The organism is Pseudomonas sp. PSPC3-2 (genome assembly GCF_049897085.1).
Classification (GTDB): Bacteria; Pseudomonadota; Gammaproteobacteria; order Pseudomonadales; family Pseudomonadaceae; genus Aquipseudomonas; species Aquipseudomonas paraveronii.
On sequence record NZ_JAFCVO010000003.1, the window covers coordinates 15455 to 31201 of the forward strand.

11 protein-coding genes are annotated in these 15747 nt (G+C 64.7%); 10 read left to right on the forward strand and 1 reads right to left on the reverse strand.

The features are described 5' to 3' along the window. The 10 genes from ACP7CJ_RS06735 to ACP7CJ_RS06780 all read left to right on the forward strand — a co-directional run bounded on the left by ACP7CJ_RS06735 (nucleotide 1) and on the right by ACP7CJ_RS06780 (nucleotide 14235). Entirely contained in the window at nucleotides 1–1290 is a 1290-nt protein-coding gene (locus ACP7CJ_RS06735; protein ID WP_276195467.1) for a DotU family type VI secretion system protein, read from the forward strand. Next, on the forward strand, nucleotides 1287–4787 hold the full coding sequence (tssM, locus tag ACP7CJ_RS06740) for a type VI secretion system membrane subunit TssM (protein ID WP_426099902.1): 3501 nt from the start codon (nucleotides 1287–1289) through the stop codon (nucleotides 4785–4787). The genes ACP7CJ_RS06735 and tssM overlap by 4 nt, the downstream gene beginning before the upstream one ends. Beyond that, complete coding sequence (gene tagF, locus ACP7CJ_RS06745) at nucleotides 4784–5437, forward strand: type VI secretion system-associated protein TagF (protein WP_276195465.1); 654 nt, start codon at nucleotides 4784–4786, stop codon at nucleotides 5435–5437. The genes tssM and tagF overlap by 4 nt, the downstream gene beginning before the upstream one ends. Then, nucleotides 5438–6157, forward strand: coding sequence for a PP2C family protein-serine/threonine phosphatase (locus ACP7CJ_RS06750; RefSeq protein ID WP_276195464.1), 720 nt, complete (start codon nucleotides 5438–5440; stop codon nucleotides 6155–6157). Next, nucleotides 6154–9129: a serine/threonine-protein kinase gene (locus ACP7CJ_RS06755; protein WP_426099903.1), complete on the forward strand. Its 2976-nt coding sequence runs from the start codon at nucleotides 6154–6156 to the stop codon at nucleotides 9127–9129. The genes ACP7CJ_RS06750 and ACP7CJ_RS06755 overlap by 4 nt, the downstream gene beginning before the upstream one ends. Further along, a complete protein-coding gene (locus ACP7CJ_RS06760; RefSeq protein WP_276195462.1) occupies nucleotides 9129–9833 on the forward strand; it encodes an ABC transporter ATP-binding protein in 705 nt (234 codons plus the stop codon). The genes ACP7CJ_RS06755 and ACP7CJ_RS06760 overlap by 1 nt, the downstream gene beginning before the upstream one ends. Beyond that, complete coding sequence (locus ACP7CJ_RS06765; RefSeq protein WP_276195461.1) at nucleotides 9833–11017, forward strand: FtsX-like permease family protein; 1185 nt, start codon at nucleotides 9833–9835, stop codon at nucleotides 11015–11017. Before ACP7CJ_RS06760 ends, ACP7CJ_RS06765 begins: the two co-directional genes overlap by 1 nt. Beyond that, a complete protein-coding gene (locus ACP7CJ_RS06770) occupies nucleotides 11010–12722 on the forward strand; it encodes a formylglycine-generating enzyme family protein (protein ID WP_276195460.1) in 1713 nt (570 codons plus the stop codon). Before ACP7CJ_RS06765 ends, ACP7CJ_RS06770 begins: the two co-directional genes overlap by 8 nt. Before the next feature lie 84 nt (nucleotides 12723–12806). Beyond that, a complete protein-coding gene (gene tagQ / locus ACP7CJ_RS06775; protein WP_276195459.1) occupies nucleotides 12807–13736 on the forward strand; it encodes a type VI secretion system-associated lipoprotein TagQ in 930 nt (309 codons plus the stop codon). Nucleotides 13737–13860: 124 nt separating this feature from the next. Further along, on the forward strand, nucleotides 13861–14235 hold the full coding sequence (locus ACP7CJ_RS06780) for a helicase (RefSeq protein ID WP_094774023.1): 375 nt from the start codon (nucleotides 13861–13863) through the stop codon (nucleotides 14233–14235). A 108-nt stretch (nucleotides 14236–14343) separates the two neighbouring features. On the opposite strand, the gene ACP7CJ_RS06785 is transcribed toward ACP7CJ_RS06780, so the two are convergent. After that, nucleotides 14344–15744 carry an aminoacyl-tRNA deacylase and HDOD domain-containing protein gene (locus ACP7CJ_RS06785; RefSeq protein WP_276195458.1) on the reverse strand — a complete coding sequence of 467 codons (1401 nt, stop codon included), beginning with the start codon at nucleotides 15742–15744 and terminating at the stop codon, nucleotides 14344–14346. Nucleotides 15745–15747: the final 3 nt, after the last annotated feature.

Genomic DNA, 15747 nt, shown 5'->3' on the forward strand with positions numbered 1-15747 from the left:
ATGCACCCCAATGATGATGACCGCACCCAGTTCATGCCGCGCCCGGGTGGCCGGGAGCCTGCTCCTGCGCGTGCCGAACCGGCGCCGCTGTCGATGCCGGCCGCGCCGATCCTTACCGGCCAAAGCCAAGGCCTGAACCCGCTGGAAAGCGCCGCCGGCCCGTTGCTGGCGTTGCTGACACGCCTGCGCAACACCATCGCGCATCCGGCGCCGGCCAGTTTGCGTGCGCAGTTGCTGGCCTACCTGCGCCAGTTCGAAGAGCGCGCCGAAGCTGCTGGCGTGGCCCGCAACGAAGTGCTGCTGGCGCGTTACGCGCTGTGTACCGCCCTGGATGAGGCCGTGTTGAGCACGCCGTGGGGCAGCACCAGCGATTGGGGTAAGCAGAGCCTGCTGATCACGGTCCACAACGAAGCCTGGGGCGGCGAAAAGGTCTTTCAGCTACTCGACCATTGCCTGCAAAGCCCGCGTGAGCGCTTGTACCTGCTGGAGCTGTTGTACCTGTGCCTGTGCCTGGGTTTCGAAGGCCGCTACCGCGTGATGAACGATGGGCGCAGCCAACTGGAAGCCCTGCGTGAACGCACCGCGGCGGCAATTCGCAGCGCACGTGGCGAGCATGAGCGCGAACTGTCGCCGCATTGGCGCGGCGTGAGCGTGGTACGCGATCGCCTGGCGCAGTTCATGCCGCCGTGGATCGCCGTGGCCATCGGCCTGGCGCTGCTGCTGGCGTTGCTGTTCGGCCTGCGCATGAAGCTGGCTTCGGACGCCGAGCCGGTGTTCAAGAATATCCATGCCCTGGGCGAGATCCCGGTGCAGGCCATCGACCGCCCCGTGGCGCAGCCGAAAGTGATCGAGCGCCCGCGTCTGGCCGGTTTTCTGGTGGAAGACATCAAGGCCGGTCGCGTTGCGGTGGAAGACAAGGTCGACCGTTCCGTCGTGACTATCCGCGGTGATGAGCTTTTTGCCTCGGCCAGCTCCAGCATCGTCGATGACTACCAGCCGTTGATGCTGCGCATTGCCGACGCGATCCGCAAGGTCAAGGGCCAGGTGCGCGTCACCGGGCACAGCGACAACCGCCCGATTGCCACGCTGCGCTTCCCGTCCAACTGGGCCTTGTCCGAAGCGCGGGCCAAGTCGGTGCTGGAGATCCTTGCGGCCAAGACCGGCCAGGGCGATCGCTTCAGTGCCGAGGGCCGAAGCGACACCGAGCCGGTGGCCACCAACGCCACCGCCGAAGGCCGTGCCCGCAATCGTCGGGTTGAAATCACCGTACTCGCGGAGGGCGTCGAGTGAAGGCGTTTTTCAGTTTCATGATTCGCTGGGTAATCCCGTTGCTGGGCCTGATCGCCCTGAGCCTGATCATCTGGTTTGTCGGGCCGTTGCTCGACGTACTGATGCCCGAAGGGCGGCGCTGGGCGCTGATCATTCTGGTGTTTGCGGTGTGGCTCGCCTACCGCGTGTTCCGCATCCTCCAGGCCCGCCACCAGGCCGCCGAAGTGATGCGCAGCCTGGCGGCGCAAACGCCGGCCGACCCCAACAGCGTCGCCACCGCCGAAGAACTCACCACCCTGCGCCAGCGCATGGACGAAGCCCTGGCCCTGCTGAAAAAAGCCAAGCTCGGCGGTGATGAGCGGCGCAACCTCTACGAACTGCCGTGGTACGTGATCATCGGCCCGCCGGGTTCGGGCAAGACCACCGCGCTGGTCAATTCCGGGCTGCATTTCCCGCTGGCGGCCCAATTGGGTGCCGGTGCGGTGCGCGGCGTCGGAGGCACGCGCAACTGCGACTGGTGGTTTACCGACCAGGCCGTATTGCTCGACACCGCCGGCCGCTACACCACCCAGGACAGCAACTCCACGGTGGACAAAGCCGCTTGGTTGGGCTTCCTCGACCTATTGAAAAAGCAGCGTTCGCGCCGCCCGATCGATGGTGCCTTTATCGCCATCAGCCTGTCGGATCTGCTGCTGGGCAGCGATGCCGAACGCGCTGCCCACGCGGCAGCGATTCGCCTGCGTATCCAGGAGCTGTACACCCAACTGGGCGTGCGCTTCCCGATCTACCTGATGCTGACCAAGCTCGACCTAGTGCCGGGCTTCATGGAGTTCTTCGACAACCTGAGCAAAGAAGAGCGCGCCCAGGTGTGGGGCATGACCTTTGCCCTGGACGACGGCAAGCACGGCGACAGCCCGCTGGCCCACCTGCAAAGCGAATTTGCCGGCCTCGAACAGCGCCTCAACGAACGCCTGGTCGAACGCCTGCAACAGGAGCGCGACCCGGCACGGCGCGACCTGATCTACGGCTTCCCGCAGCAGTTCGGCGCGTTGAAGGATTGCCTGCAAGGTTTCCTCGAAGGCGTGTTCAAACCCAACGCCTTTGAAGAGCGCGTATTGCTGCGCGGTGTGTACTTCACCAGCGGCACCCAGGAAGGCAGCCCGATCGATCGCTTGATCGGCGCCATGGCCCAGAGCATGAACCTGGACCGCCAGCACCTCGCGCGTCAGAGCGGCAGCGGGCGCAGTTACTTCATCGAGAAACTGTTCAGCGCGGTAGCCTTTGCCGAGCGCGGGCTGGTGGGCGTCAACCCGCAGGTCGAACGGCGGCGCAAATGGATCGCGCGCGGCGTGCTCGCGGCCACCGTGGCGCTGGTGATCGTGGTCAGCAGCCTGTGGTGGGTCAGTTATCGCGCCAACCAGGCGTATATCGCCCAGGTCGACCAGAAGGTCGCCCCCCTGGGCCAGGCCGTACAGAACCTCAGCCCGGCACAGCGCGAAGTGCTCGCCGTGCTGCCGTTGCTCAACGCGGTGAAACACCTCGCCGGTGATTCGCCAAGTTGGTCCGAGGGCCTGGGCCTGTATCAAGGCGATATGCTCGAAGCCGAATCCGCCAGCGTCTATCGCAAGCTGTTGATCGCCGTCTTCGCGCCACGCCTGGTGACGCGCATCGAGGAGCAACTGCACGGCGGCGGTAATTCCGACTTCCTCTACGAAGGCCTCAAGGCTTACCTGATGCTCGCCGACACCGAGCATTACGACCCGGACTTCATCAAAGCCTGGATCGCCCTCGACTGGGATCGCAACCTGCCGCGCGATTTGCCTGCCGATCAGCGCCAAGCGCTGGCCGAACACATGCAGGCGTTGTTCGAACGCCACCCGCCGAGCGCACGCCTCGACCCGCGCTTGATCGACGACCTGCGTCGGCAGTTGCGACAACTGCCGGTGGCCCAGCGCGTGTATGACCGGGTCAAACGCCAGAAACTGCCCGAAGGCATTGCTGACTTCCGCCTCAACGAAGCCGCCGGCCGCGACGCTGCGCTGGTGTTCAGCCGCAAGAGCGGCAAGCCGTTGGGCGAGCCGTTGAGTGGTTTCTTCACCGCCAAAGGCTATCGCCAGGCGTTCCTGCTGAGCAGTCTGAACCAGACCGGCACCCTGGCCGAAGAGCAATGGGTGCTTGGCCAGGAACAGGCCGACCAGCAGAACGTGGTCAGCCTGGCTGCCGACGTGCGTCGCCTGTACTTCCAGGACTATCAGCGTCAGTGGGATGCGTTGCTCGCCGACATCGACTTTGTGCCGATTACCAGCGTGGCCCAGGCGGCGGACGTGCTGCGGGTGATTTCCGGGCCGACTTCGCCGCTGAAAAAGCTGCTGGTGGCGGTGGCCAAGGAAACCGACTTGCAGGCGGAAGAACGCCAGTTGGCGGCCAAGGGCGTGCCGGTTGAAGGCGGGGTGGACAAGCTCAAGGAGCGCCTGGGCAACCTGCTCGGCCAGGAGCAGCCCAGCGCAAATGCGCCGGTTGCGGCGGACGACCCGGTGACCGCGCACTTTGCCGAGCTCAACAGCATCGTCAGCAAGAACGAAGGCGAGCCGGCGGCCATCGACGGCCTGCTGGCCGACATGAACGCGCTGTACGTGCAAGTCAGCGCCATGGTCGGCGCCAGCGGCGATGCCTTGCTCGGCGAGGCGAAGAACCAGGCGGCGGCTGCAGCCACGCGGGTCAGCCTGAACGCCGAGCGCCAGCCGCCGTTGGTGCAGGGCATGGTCAAGTCGGTGGTCAACTCGACCACCAACAGCATGATGGGCGGCGTGCGTAACCAACTGAACGCGGCCTGGGTCAGCGAAGTGGTGAACGTGTATCGCCAGTCCCTGGCCGGGCGTTATCCGATGTCGCCGGGCAGCGCCCGTGACGCCACGCTGGATGATTTCGGCCAGTTCTTCGGCGTGGGCGGGGTGATGGATAACTACTTCCGCAAATACCTGCAGCCCTACGTGGATACGTCCGCACAGACCTGGCGCTGGCAGCCGGGCGCCGCTCAGAAACTCGGGATTGCGCCGGGCGTGCTGCAAACCTTCCAGCGTGCCGCGACGATCCGTGACGCGTTCTTTCGCGCAGGCGGCACTCAGCCGATCGTGCGTTTTGAGCTCAAGCCGGTGGCGATGGACGCCAGCATCACCCAGTTCCTGCTTGACCTCGACGGCCAGCAATTGAGCTACGACCACGGCCCGAGCCGCCCGGTGGCGATGCAGTGGCCGAACCCCGGCAGCATTGGCGTGGTGCGTATTTCGATCATGCCGCCGTCGGCCAGCGGCCGTTCCGGCGTGACCCTGGACGGCCCGTGGGCCTGGTTCCGCCTGCTCGAACAATCGGACCTCACGCCCGGCAATGCGCCGGATCGCTTCAGCCTGCGCCTGCGGGTCGACGGTGCGAGCATCGCCTACGAATTGCGCGCCAACAGCGCCTTCAATCCGTTCAAAAGCCGCGTGCTCAGTGGCTTCAGCCTGCCGGAGCGGTTATGACGACGCTGGGCTTCTACGGCAAGTTGGCCAGTCGCGGGGATTTTGTCAGCCGCGCCTTGCCGCAGAGTTTTATCGGCCCGTGGGACAGCTGGCTGGCGGCGGGTTTGCTCGCCAGCCAACACAGCCTGGGTGCCGACTGGCTCAACGTGTACCTGGTCAGCCCGCTGTGGCGCTTTGTTCTCGCGCCCGGCGTGTGCGGGCCGAACGCGGCGGCGGGTGTGGTGATGCCGAGCATCGACCGGGTCGGGCGGTATTTCCCGCTGGCCGTGGTCGCCTTGCTCGATCACGACACCAACCCGGCGTCCCTGGTAGGTGGCCCGGACCGCTGGTTTGAAGAGGCCGAAGAGCTGTTGCTCAGTACCCTGGACGCCGGCGCCACCTTCGACCGTTTCAACGACGGCGTCGACAGTCTGGGCTTGCCGGCGACTGAACTGCGCGCGGTGGACAGCCGTTTCGCCGGGCTACAGCGGGTCGCCGCCACCGTGCCCCATGCACGCATGACCGCGCTCGCCGAACAGGCCTGCGACGGCGCCAGCCTGTGGTGGGGCCGTGGTTCGCAGACGATTTCCCCGGGTTTATTGCGGTGTCAGGGCTTGCCTGCCACCCGCGATTTTGCGCAGTTTTTGCTCGGACAAGAAGGTGTGATGTAGATGGGGTCGACGTACAAATCCGCGAGCAAAAGCCATGTGGGCATGGTTCGCCAGGTCAATGAAGACGCGTGCCTGGACCTGCCCGAGAGTCGCCTGTGGGTGGTAGCCGACGGCATGGGTGGGCATGCCGCCGGGGATTACGTCAGCAGCCTGATCGTCGACAGCCTGCGCAGTGTGCCGCTGGGACGTTCCCTCGAGGAATACTCGGCGGCCTTGCGCAATGACCTGATCCGCGTCAACGCGGCCGTGCGTGAAGAAACCGCCAACCGTGGCGTGACCATGATGGGCAGCACCGTGGTGGTGTTCGCCGCACGCGGCTTGCGCGGCGTGTGCCTGTGGGCCGGCGACAGTCGCCTGTATCGCCTGCGCGACGGCGTGCTCGACGGCGTCTCCCGCGACCACAGCTACGTGCAGGACCTGCAAGACAGCGGCCTGCTCAGCGAGGCCGATGCCCGCGTGCATCCGCGCGCCAACATCGTCACCCGCGCCATCGGCGTGGAAGCCCAACTGGAACTGGCGGTGGTCGACCTGCTGATTGCCCCCGGCGACAGCTACCTGCTGTGCAGCGATGGCCTGAACAAGACCGTCGAAGATCATGAGATCCGTGAAGTGCTCAACCATGACGCACCGGATGAAATCGTGCGCAGCCTGGTCCACCTGGGGCTTAACCGAGGCGCACCGGACAACATCACCGCCATCGTCGTGAAGGTATCGGCATGAACATCGTGATCCCGGGCTACGACATCGAAGGCGAGATCGGCGAAGGCGCCATGGCCAGCGTGTACCTGGCGACCCAGCGCTCGCTGGAGCGCAAGGTCGCGCTAAAGGTGATGGCTGCGGCGCTGGCGGCGGACCCGAGTTTCTGCGAGCGCTTCCTGCGCGAGGGCAAGACCCTGGCGCGGCTGTCGCACCCGCACACGGTGACCATCCATGACATCGGCAATGTCGGTGAGCTGTATTACATGGCCATGGAATACCTGCCCAACGGCACGCTCAAGGAGCGCATCGCCGCCGGCCTCACACCGGAGCAGGGCCTCACGCTGATCCGCCAGATCGCCTCGGCCTTGGGTTACGCCCATGCGCGGGGGCTGGTCCACCGTGACGTCAAGCCGGCGAACATTCTGTTCCGCGCCGATGGCACCGCCGTGCTGTCGGACTTCGGCATCGCCAAATCCCTGGACGACCGCACCCAGTTCACCCAGGCCGGTTTCGCCGTGGGCACGCCGAACTACATGAGCCCGGAACAGGCGCGTGGCCAGGAAATCGATGGCCGTGCGGACCTGTATGCGCTAGGCGTGGTGCTTTACGAGATCCTCGTCGGCAAGCTGCCTTATAACGGCACTGATGCGCTCTCCACGGCGCTGGCCCACCTGACCGAGCCGCTGCCGGAGCTGCCGCTGCATCACGGGCGTTATCAGGAGGTGCTGCGCAAGCTGTTGGCCAAGGACCCGAATGAGCGTTTCCCGGATGCGGCGGCGTTGCTGCTGGCGCTGGATCAACTGCCGACAGAGTCGCCGGACGCCACGCTGGTGCGGCCGTTGCCGATTCCGCTGAGTTTTGACCTGGCGGGCATGACGCCCGTCACCATCGACATTCCCACCGATAAACCCCAGCCACAACCCGTGCGCCAGCCGGTGGTGACACCGCCACCACACACTTCCGTGTCCGAGCAGCGCCGTGGGCCGGTGTTGGCGTTGGCCGCCGTGGCGGTGGCGGTTGCGTTGGCCATTGGTGGCGCCAGTTACTGGTGGTTGAGCGGTAGCGATACGCCTGCCAAGCCGCCGGCTGCTGTAGTGCCCAAGGTCGCGCCGCCTGTAGTGGTCGCCGACGTGGACGGTGGTCAACGACCCTTGCTGATGGTGGGCAAGAAAACCCTGTTCCAGCGCGTGCTCAGCAAGCCCGGCGCGAAACTCTCCAGCGCTGCCGGCAGCGCACCGGGCAAAGCCCTGCCGGCGTTTTCGGTGCTCTACGTGTATCAGCGCAAGGACGTCGACGGCAGCCCGTGGGTGCGCGTCGGCGCCGCCACCGATGGGCGCAGCGGCGGTTGGTTGCCGGCCGCCCAGGTCAGCGACTGGAAGCAAAGCCTGGTGCTCAAGTTCACCGAACGCTCCGGCCGGGCGCCGGTGATGTTCCTGCGTCAATCCGGCGAAGTGGAAAAGCTGCTGGCCGATCCCGCCGCCGCCAAAGGCGTGCTGGCCAAGGCGCAGAACAACCGCGACGACAACGGCCAGGTCCTGGCCCTGGAACCGGCCGCCAGCGCCGTGCCGCAGAACCAGTTCTACCTGTTGCCGATCTTCGATTCCAAAGAGAGCTTCGACGAAAACGGCCAGCCGGTGCAGTTGCTCAACGTCGCGTCCATCGACCCCGGCAATAGCGCAGTCGCCAAGCCCGCGACCCCGGTAATCAACGCCAGCGCTGATGCCTTCCGCACCGCCGTGGTGTTGGTGGTCGACACCACCGTGTCGATGCAGCCGTATATCGACCAGATCCGCGATGTGGTCCACGAACTGCAAACCCGCATCGCCGAGCGTGGCGAGCTGGACAGCGTCAGTTTCGGCCTGGTGGGTTTTCGCAACAGCATCAAGAAAACCCCGGGCCTGGAATACGTGGCCAAGACTCTGATCACCCTCGACCAAGGCCGCGACCCGCAGCGCTTCCTCGACCTGGCGCGTGAGGTCAAGGCGTCCAGCGTGTCCAGTCATTCCTTCAACGAGGACGCGTTTGCCGGAGTGATGCAGGCGGTGGAAGGCATGGACTGGTCCGGCTATGGCGGCCGTCTGATCTTGCTGGTCACCGACGCTGGCGCCTTGCGCAAGAACGACCCGTTCGCCGCGACCCAGATGAACGAAGCCGAAGTACGCCAGGCGGCGCTGGGCAAGCAGATCAAGATCTACGCCCTGCACCTGCGCACCGATGCCGGCAAGAAAACCCATGGCGGCGCCGAAAGCCAGTACCGCATCCTCACCGCTGACGCCAACCCGCAGATCGGCGACCTGTACACGAAGGTGCCGGGTGGCGATGTGCGCAAGTTGGGCGAGCGCGTCGACGAGATCGGCACGGTGTTCGCCAACCTGGTGCATCAGGTGCGCAGTAACACGCCGCAGCCGGTGCCGTTGTTGAGTGCCGCGCCGAGCCTGGCAGATAAATCCGCCGCCATCGGCTACGCCATGCACATGGACTTCCTCGGGCGCAAAACTGCAAGCCAGGCGCCGCAGTTGGTCAGCGCCTGGACCGCCGACCGCGACCTGACCAACCCGGCGCTGCCGGCGTTCCAGGTGTGCGTGATGTTGACCAAATTGCAGCTCAACGACTTGCAGCAGTCGCTGAAACTGATCGTCGACGCCGCCCGCAAAACCCAGACCTCGCCCAAAGACTTCTTCCAGGAAATCGCCAGCGCCTCGGCCTATATGAGCCGCGACCCGCAGGCCCTGCGCAAGGGCGGCAATCTGGCGGATGGCGGCATTCTCGGCGAATACCTGGAAGGCCTGCCGTACCGCAGCAAGTCGCTGAACATGACCCAGGATCTATGGCTGTCGTTGAGCGTGGCCGAGCAGGAAGACTTTATCGACGAGCTGGACTCGAAGATCCGTCTCTATGAAACCTTCCATAATGACGTGGCCAACTGGGTCCGTTTCGGCGATGCCGAGCCGGGCGATGCGTTGTACCGCGTGCCCTTGTCGACGCTGCCGTAATGCTGAACCTGAACGCGGTCCACAAGAGCCGGGGCGTCGGTAGCCAGCGCTATAGCCTGGTGATTCCGGCGCTGCACCTGCGTGCGGGTGAGCAAGTGGCGATTGTCGGGCCGAGCGGGTGTGGCAAAAGCACCTTGCTCGACCTGCTGGCGTTGGTGCTCGCGCCGGATCAGGTGGACAGGTTTGAATTCAATCAGACCGACATCGGCGACTTGTGGCGCGCCAATCGGCAGACCGCCTTGGCCGACCTGCGCAGCCGGCACCTCGGTTATGTGCTGCAAACCGGCGGGTTGCTGGGCTTTCTCGATGTGCGCAGCAATATCGCCTTGTCCCGGCAATTGCTGGGGTTGAAGGACGATGGCAGCGTGGCGCGCCTGGCTGAGCAATTGGAGATCAGCGATCAGCTGGCCAAGAAGCCGGCGGCGCTGTCGGTCGGCCAACGCCAGCGCGTGAGCTGCGCCCGCGCCCTGGCCCATGCGCCGCAATTGGTCTTGGCCGATGAGCCGACCGCGTCCCTCGACCCGCTTAACGCCGAACGGGTGATGCAGGCGCTGTTGGCCCGCGCGCGCGAACACCGCGCCGCTTGCGTGATCGCCACCCATGATGAACCCCTGGCCCGCGCCAGCGGCTTGCAGGTGCGCCGCATCGCTTGCCGTCGCGACAGCGACGGCGGCGTCACCGCCACCCTCGGGGAGGTGTGCTGATGCGCCTCGGCCTGGTGGCTTCCCTGGCTTGGCAGGACTACCGCAACGATGCGTGGCTGTCGGCCTGCTCGGTGCTGGCGCTGGTCGCCGTTATCGCGCCGTTGCTGGTGCTATTTGGCCTGAAATTCGGACTGGTCAGCAGTTTGACCGAGCGCCTGGAGACCGACCCCGCCACCCGCGAAATTATTCCGTTGGGCGGTGGTCGATTCAGCCGCGCTTTTGTCGAGCAGTTGGGCCAGCGCGGCGACGTGGCGTTCGCCATCCCGCGCACGCGGCAGATCGCGGCGACCGCGCAGGTGGGCACATTGACCCTGGAAATGCTGCCGACTGCGCCGGGCGATCCGCTGCTCAACGGTTTGCCGATGCCCCAGGGGCTGGAGCAGATCGTGCTGAGCCACACCGCCGCCGAGAAGCTCGCGGCGCGGCCGGGGGATTGGCTGGAAACCAGTTTTGCTCGTCAAGTTGCGGGGCGCGTCGAAGCCCGGCGTACACGCTTGCAGGTGCTCGCGGTACTGCCGCTGGAGGCCTTCGCCCGCGACGGTCTGTTTGCCCAATTGAGCCTGCTGGAAGCGGTGGAAGACTACCGCGATGGCCGCGCCGTAGCCGCGCTGGGCTGGGACGGCGACGCGGCCAGCGTGGGCGAGCAGCGGGTGTATCCGGCGTTTCGCCTGTATGCGCGCAACCTCACCGATGTGGAGCCGCTGCGGGTGTATTTCGCCGGACAGAATCTGTGGGTGTCGACTCAGGCATCGAGCATCGCCCAGGTGCAGTCGTTGAGCCGCAACCTTTCAATCGTGTTTTGGATCATCGCCGGGTTGGCCTTGGCCGGGGCGTTCGCGGCGATCTTCGCCGGGGCGTTGGCCGCCGTGGCGCGCAAGCGCAGGGAGTTGTCGGTGTTGCGCCTGTTGGGCTTTTCCACCGGCGCGCTGTTGCGCTTTGTGGTGCTGCAGGCGCTCTACAGCGCTGGCTTGGCTGCCGTGTTCAGTGCGGGTCTGTATGGCCTGGCCGAGGCAGGGTTGAATCAATTATTCGTGCAGGTGCCGGGCGAACACGCCAGCCACCTGTTGGTGCGTCATTACGGCCTGGCCCTGGTTGCGGTGCTCGGCGTCAGCGCCGTGGCGGCGGCCTGTGGCGGCTGGCGCGTGGCGCGTATCCAGGCTTCTGAAGGAATCCGAGATGTATAAGTTACTGGGCGCCGCCTTGGCGCTGAGCCTGGCCTCACTGGCCTGGGCCGATGAAGCCAGCGATAAGCTCGACAACCCCAAACCGTTGCCGGGCGACGTCAGCCTGCCGTTACCGTGCGAAGGCAACCTGGTGTTCCGCTACGCCTACGTGCTGGCGCAAGGCACGTTGGACGACCGCGAGATCAGCCTCGGCTACCCCTTTGCCGAAGGCGAGGCGGGCTATCAACAGTCGTTTATTTCCGGCTATCGCCGCGACTTCATCAACGGCCAGTTCAGCCTCAAGGACTTGCCCAAAGACTGGAATAAAGTCATCGCGCCCCTGATGCCGAAGACCGACGCCAAGACCCCGCTCAAGCCGATGCTGTACTTCATCGGCAAGTACGAAGTGACCGCGCGTCAATACGCCCAGGTGATGTCCCAGGCGCAATCGTTGGCCAGTGGCGAACCGGCGCCCGCGTGCGATGCGCCCAGCGGCATGGCCGGGCGTTTGCCCAAGGTCAAGCTGTCGCGCTTTGAAGCCGAACGCTTCTCGGCGGTGTACAGCGCCTGGCTGATGAAATATCACCGCGAGTTGCTGCCGGTCAGCGGGCGCGGCGCTTCTGCCGACGACGGCGGCCTCGGTTTTGTGCGCTTGCCCACCGAAGTGGAATGGGAATTCGCCGCGCGCGGGGGGCAGGCCGTGAGTCGCCAGGACTTGGAAGGGCGCCTGTTCCCCCGGCGTATCGAGGGCAGTGAAAGCGATGGGCCGCTGGCGGATTGGGCGGTGTTCAACCAGGTCGCCGGCGGCACCGGCCAGGCCGCACGGCTGATGCCCATCGGCACCAAACTGCCCAACCCGATCGGTATGTTCGATGTGATCGGCAACGCGGCGGAAATGGTCCAGGAATCCTTCCAACTGGTACATGCCGGACGTCGCCAGGGCGCCTACGGCGGCTTTGTGGTCAAAGGCGGCAATTACCTGGAAGGCGAGGGCACGCTGTTCACTGGCATGCGCCGTGAGTACCCGTTGTTCGCCGCCGACGGCACCGAGCAAAGCAACGAGACCACCGGTTTTCGCGTGGCGATTGGTGCGCTCTCGGCGCCGCGTTCGCGCTACAAGGAGCTGTTCGCGCAGTGGCAGAAAGAGGGCCGCTTGGCCTCGCTGACCGATGCCATCGATGACGCCCAGGACCCGACCAAGCGCCTGGACAGCATCATCGCCGCGAGCGTCGACCCACGGCTGCAAGCCGAGCTGGGGCTGGTCAACGAAGAGCTCAAGCGCAACGTCTCGCTGATCGCCCAGCAACGCGAAGAAGCGGCGGGCAACTTGATTCAGTCGGCGGCGTTGGTGGCCGAGACCATCAACAACTACAACATCCGCCTGATCAACCTGCAAAAGAGTCGCCAGCAGGCCGTGGATGCTAAGGACGAGGCCAGTGCGCAACTGTTTGCCACGGCCATCGCCAACGGGCGCAGCGCGCTCGACGGTGCGGTGGCGATCTATATCGACAACCTGGCCACCGGCACGCGCTACACCGATGCGGTGATCCAGGCACAGTTTCAACGGATCAAGGAAGAGTTGGATCGCAAGCCAGTGCTCGGCAAAAGCCTGGTGACGCGCGCGACACTGTTCGTTCGCCATGTCGGCGACTACCGCAAGCAACAGCGGGCCGACCCGGCAACGATTTTGAAGGAATTGCTCGCAGCCAGCGGTCAGCGGTCTTGATCGCTGGCTTGCGGGCGAGCTTGGAAGGGACTCAGGCGGCGGTGGGCCGTGCTGGGCAAGTCAAACTTAAAAGAGAACACACCTATGCTTTTTTCCCGTAAGGCGGTTTCCAAGCGTCACCTGCTGCTGATCGCGGCCGGTTTCAGCACCGTGTTGACTGGTTGCGCCACGTCGCCGGCCTCCAAGGTCGCGTCGAGCACCAAGGTCGAGTACTACCCGAACTGCTATGAGCCGGTGCAGCACCTGCGCACGACCGATTCGGACATGACCAAGTCGGTCGTTACCGGCGCGGCCATCGGCGCTGCCGGCGGTGCATTGCTCGGCGCCCTGACCGGCGACTCCGAGAAGCGTGGCCGTAACGCAGCGATCGGTGCTGCGGGCGGCGCCCTGGTCGGCGGCGCGGCGGGTTACTACACCGAGCGTCAGAAGCAGGTCGCCGACGACAACCAGCGTATTGCATCCTACGCGGCTGACGTGAACAAAAGCGCCTCCGACATCGATCGCAGCACCGCCTACGCCAAGGCGTCGCAGCAGTGCTACCAGAGCGCGTTCACCAAACTGGTGGCCGACCGTAAAGCCAAGACCGTCAACGATACCGAAGGCCGCAAGCGCCTGGCGGAAATCGTTTCCGGCCTGAAGGAATCCAATGACTTGATCGTCGCGGTCAATGGCAAAGCCAGCGAAGACCTGAACAACTACACCCAGGCTTACGAGAAAGACCTGCAACAGGTTGGCGTGCAGCGCAACGACGTGGTCACCGTGGCGACAGCGGATGCCACTCCGGCGGTCGTACCGGCCAAGAAAGGCAAATCGACCAGCAAAGTCGTGACCAAGCGTCCGCCGCTGCCTGTGGTGCCGAAAGAAGCGGTCGCCACCGAAAAAACCTTCCAGACTGCCCAGACCAAGCAAGCTGAAAGCAAGCAGGTCGCCAGCGCCGGTAAAGCGCAGATCGAAGGCACTTGCCGCGATCCAAACCTGGCCGACTGGGCACCGGTACCTTGCCCGAACGTATAAGCAAGTTGTTGCTATAAGCGTTAAACGCCAACCGATCTCCCGCTAAAGCGCGAGATCGGTGGCGTTCTTTTGGCAAATTGCTACACTGCTGCGGCCACTCAATAATTACACCGAGGCCGTGTGCATGAAATTTCGTTTTCTCCTCTGGGTACTGGGCCTGATGATGGGCAAAGCCAGTCGCACCAACCCTGCGTTCCAGCAGCAGTTGGGTGACAAAGACCTGGCGTTCCAGTTGCAGACCCTCGACGGCAAGGTTGCCCGTCATTTCATCGTCAAAGACCAGCGCATCACCAGCCGTTCGGGTGTTCACCCCGCGCCGGCCTTCGCCATTGCCTTTAAAGATGCCGCCTACGGCTTCGCCACGATGCAGGCGAAGAACAAGCAACTGGCGTTCATGACGGGGATTCAGGACAAGTCGATTCAGATCAAGGGCAACCCGGCGCTGGTGATCTGGTTCCAGGGGTTGACCAAGTATTTGAAGCCGAAGAAAAAGAAGTAGACCGAGGTGGATTCATCGGGGGCAAGCCCCCTCCCACACTTGACCGTGTTCGCAGATCAAAATGTGGGAGGGGGCTTGCCCCCGATAGGGATCTAACAAGCTACCGATTCAGCCCTGGCTGAACTGCGAGGCCAATTCGCGCAACAGCACCTCGGCATCCAGCACCTTGGCCACGACTTCTTCAGCCTTGTCACGGCTCAAGCCCAAACGTTCAAGCAACTCGTCAGGGATGGTTTCATCCGGCCCGGACCCGATGCCTCGGCTGCGCAGCAGGCGCACGGCCAAGCACACCAGATTCGGGTACTCGGCGTATTGGCCGTCGTAGAACGGATCGTGCTGGAAGCGCAGGGCGGTGGACAGTTCGTCCGGCATGTCCCAGTAGCGCATCAACCAGGCGCCGATCTGCTCGCGGCTGATCCCCAACAAGTGTTGCTCCACAAAGCTGTGGCACAGGTGCGGGTTGACCTCCAGGTGTCGGCAGATCAGCGAGAAGTGCGGCGGGAATACGTGGGCCAGCAGCAGATAACCAAAGTTGTGTAGCAGGCCGGCCAGGTAGGTCAGGCCGGCTTCCGGGCGTTGCGCGCGCGGCATCGCGCGGGTCAGGCCTTCGATGACGGCGGCGGTGTAGATCGACTGGTGCCAGTACGGCGTGGCGTGGTGCGGATGGTCCTTGGGCAGACTCAGGGTTTTGCCCAGGGCCAGGCCCAGCGCCAGGTTGATCACCAGATCGAAGCCCAGCACACGCACGATCGCGTCTTCCACCGAGCGGATTTTGCCCGGCGAGGCGTAATAGGGCGAGGCGGCCCAACTGACCACTTGGGCGGCCAGCGACGGGTCGGTTTCGACCACGCTGGTGATGTCTTCGATGGTGGCGTTGGGGTCGACGCGCAGTTTGATGATCTTCTGCGCGGTGTCGGCCAGCGGCGGAATCTCGATGGTCGCTTCCAGGCGCTGTTGGATGCGCCGGGCGGTGAACGCCTGCATGGCCTGGGTGATTTCCTCGCGGTCATCATTGGGCCGGTCGAGGTTGGGGCGGATGTTGCTCAGCGGCTCGCCGAATTGCGCGGCGCTGGCCTTGGTCAGCATGGTTTTGAAGTCGGCGCTGGCAATCTCCAGCAGCAAACCGGCTTCGCCCGAGTGAACCAGCAGGCTCGGCTCATTCAGCAGGCTGCCTTCATACAGGCAAGGTGAACTGGTCAGCGCCGGCAGGCCGGGCAGCAGGCTCAGGTCATGCTTGCCCAGCATGCGTTCGATACGCTCCGGTGACACCGACGTCAGGCGACGACCGGTGAGTTCGGTGAGTCGGTTGAGGTCGAGCAACTGGCTCTGAGGGAACAGCACCATGAGGGCGCCCACCGCATCCTCCAGCAGCACCGCCTGGACCTTTCGCGCAGGGTTCAGGCCCGGATGTTCGGCGACTTCCGTGTAGCTGATGGCGAGCTTCGCGAGCAGCGCTCGAATAACCGGCGGTGCGGTCAGCGGGGCGGTGGCGTGGGCAACTTCTGACATGGC

Bases quoted from the DNA above. Each gene is read 5' to 3' on its own strand.
- ACP7CJ_RS06735 (WP_276195467.1), top strand. From the start codon at position 1: ATGCACCCCAATGATGATGACCGCACCCAGTTCATGCCGCGCCCGGGT.
- tagF (WP_276195465.1), top strand. From the start codon at position 4,784: ATGACGACGCTGGGCTTCTACGGCAAGTTGGCCAGTCGCGGGGATTTT.
- ACP7CJ_RS06750 (WP_276195464.1), top strand. From the start codon at position 5,438: ATGGGGTCGACGTACAAATCCGCGAGCAAAAGCCATGTGGGCATGGTT.
- ACP7CJ_RS06755 (WP_426099903.1), top strand. From the start codon at position 6,154: ATGAACATCGTGATCCCGGGCTACGACATCGAAGGCGAGATCGGCGAA.
- ACP7CJ_RS06760 (WP_276195462.1), top strand. From the start codon at position 9,129: ATGCTGAACCTGAACGCGGTCCACAAGAGCCGGGGCGTCGGTAGCCAG.
- ACP7CJ_RS06765 (WP_276195461.1), top strand. From the start codon at position 9,833: ATGCGCCTCGGCCTGGTGGCTTCCCTGGCTTGGCAGGACTACCGCAAC.
- ACP7CJ_RS06770 (WP_276195460.1), top strand. From the start codon at position 11,010: ATGTATAAGTTACTGGGCGCCGCCTTGGCGCTGAGCCTGGCCTCACTG.
- tagQ (WP_276195459.1), top strand. From the start codon at position 12,807: ATGCTTTTTTCCCGTAAGGCGGTTTCCAAGCGTCACCTGCTGCTGATC.
- ACP7CJ_RS06780 (WP_094774023.1), top strand. From the start codon at position 13,861: ATGAAATTTCGTTTTCTCCTCTGGGTACTGGGCCTGATGATGGGCAAA.
- ACP7CJ_RS06785 (WP_276195458.1), bottom strand. From the start codon at position 15,744: ATGTCAGAAGTTGCCCACGCCACCGCCCCGCTGACCGCACCGCCGGTT.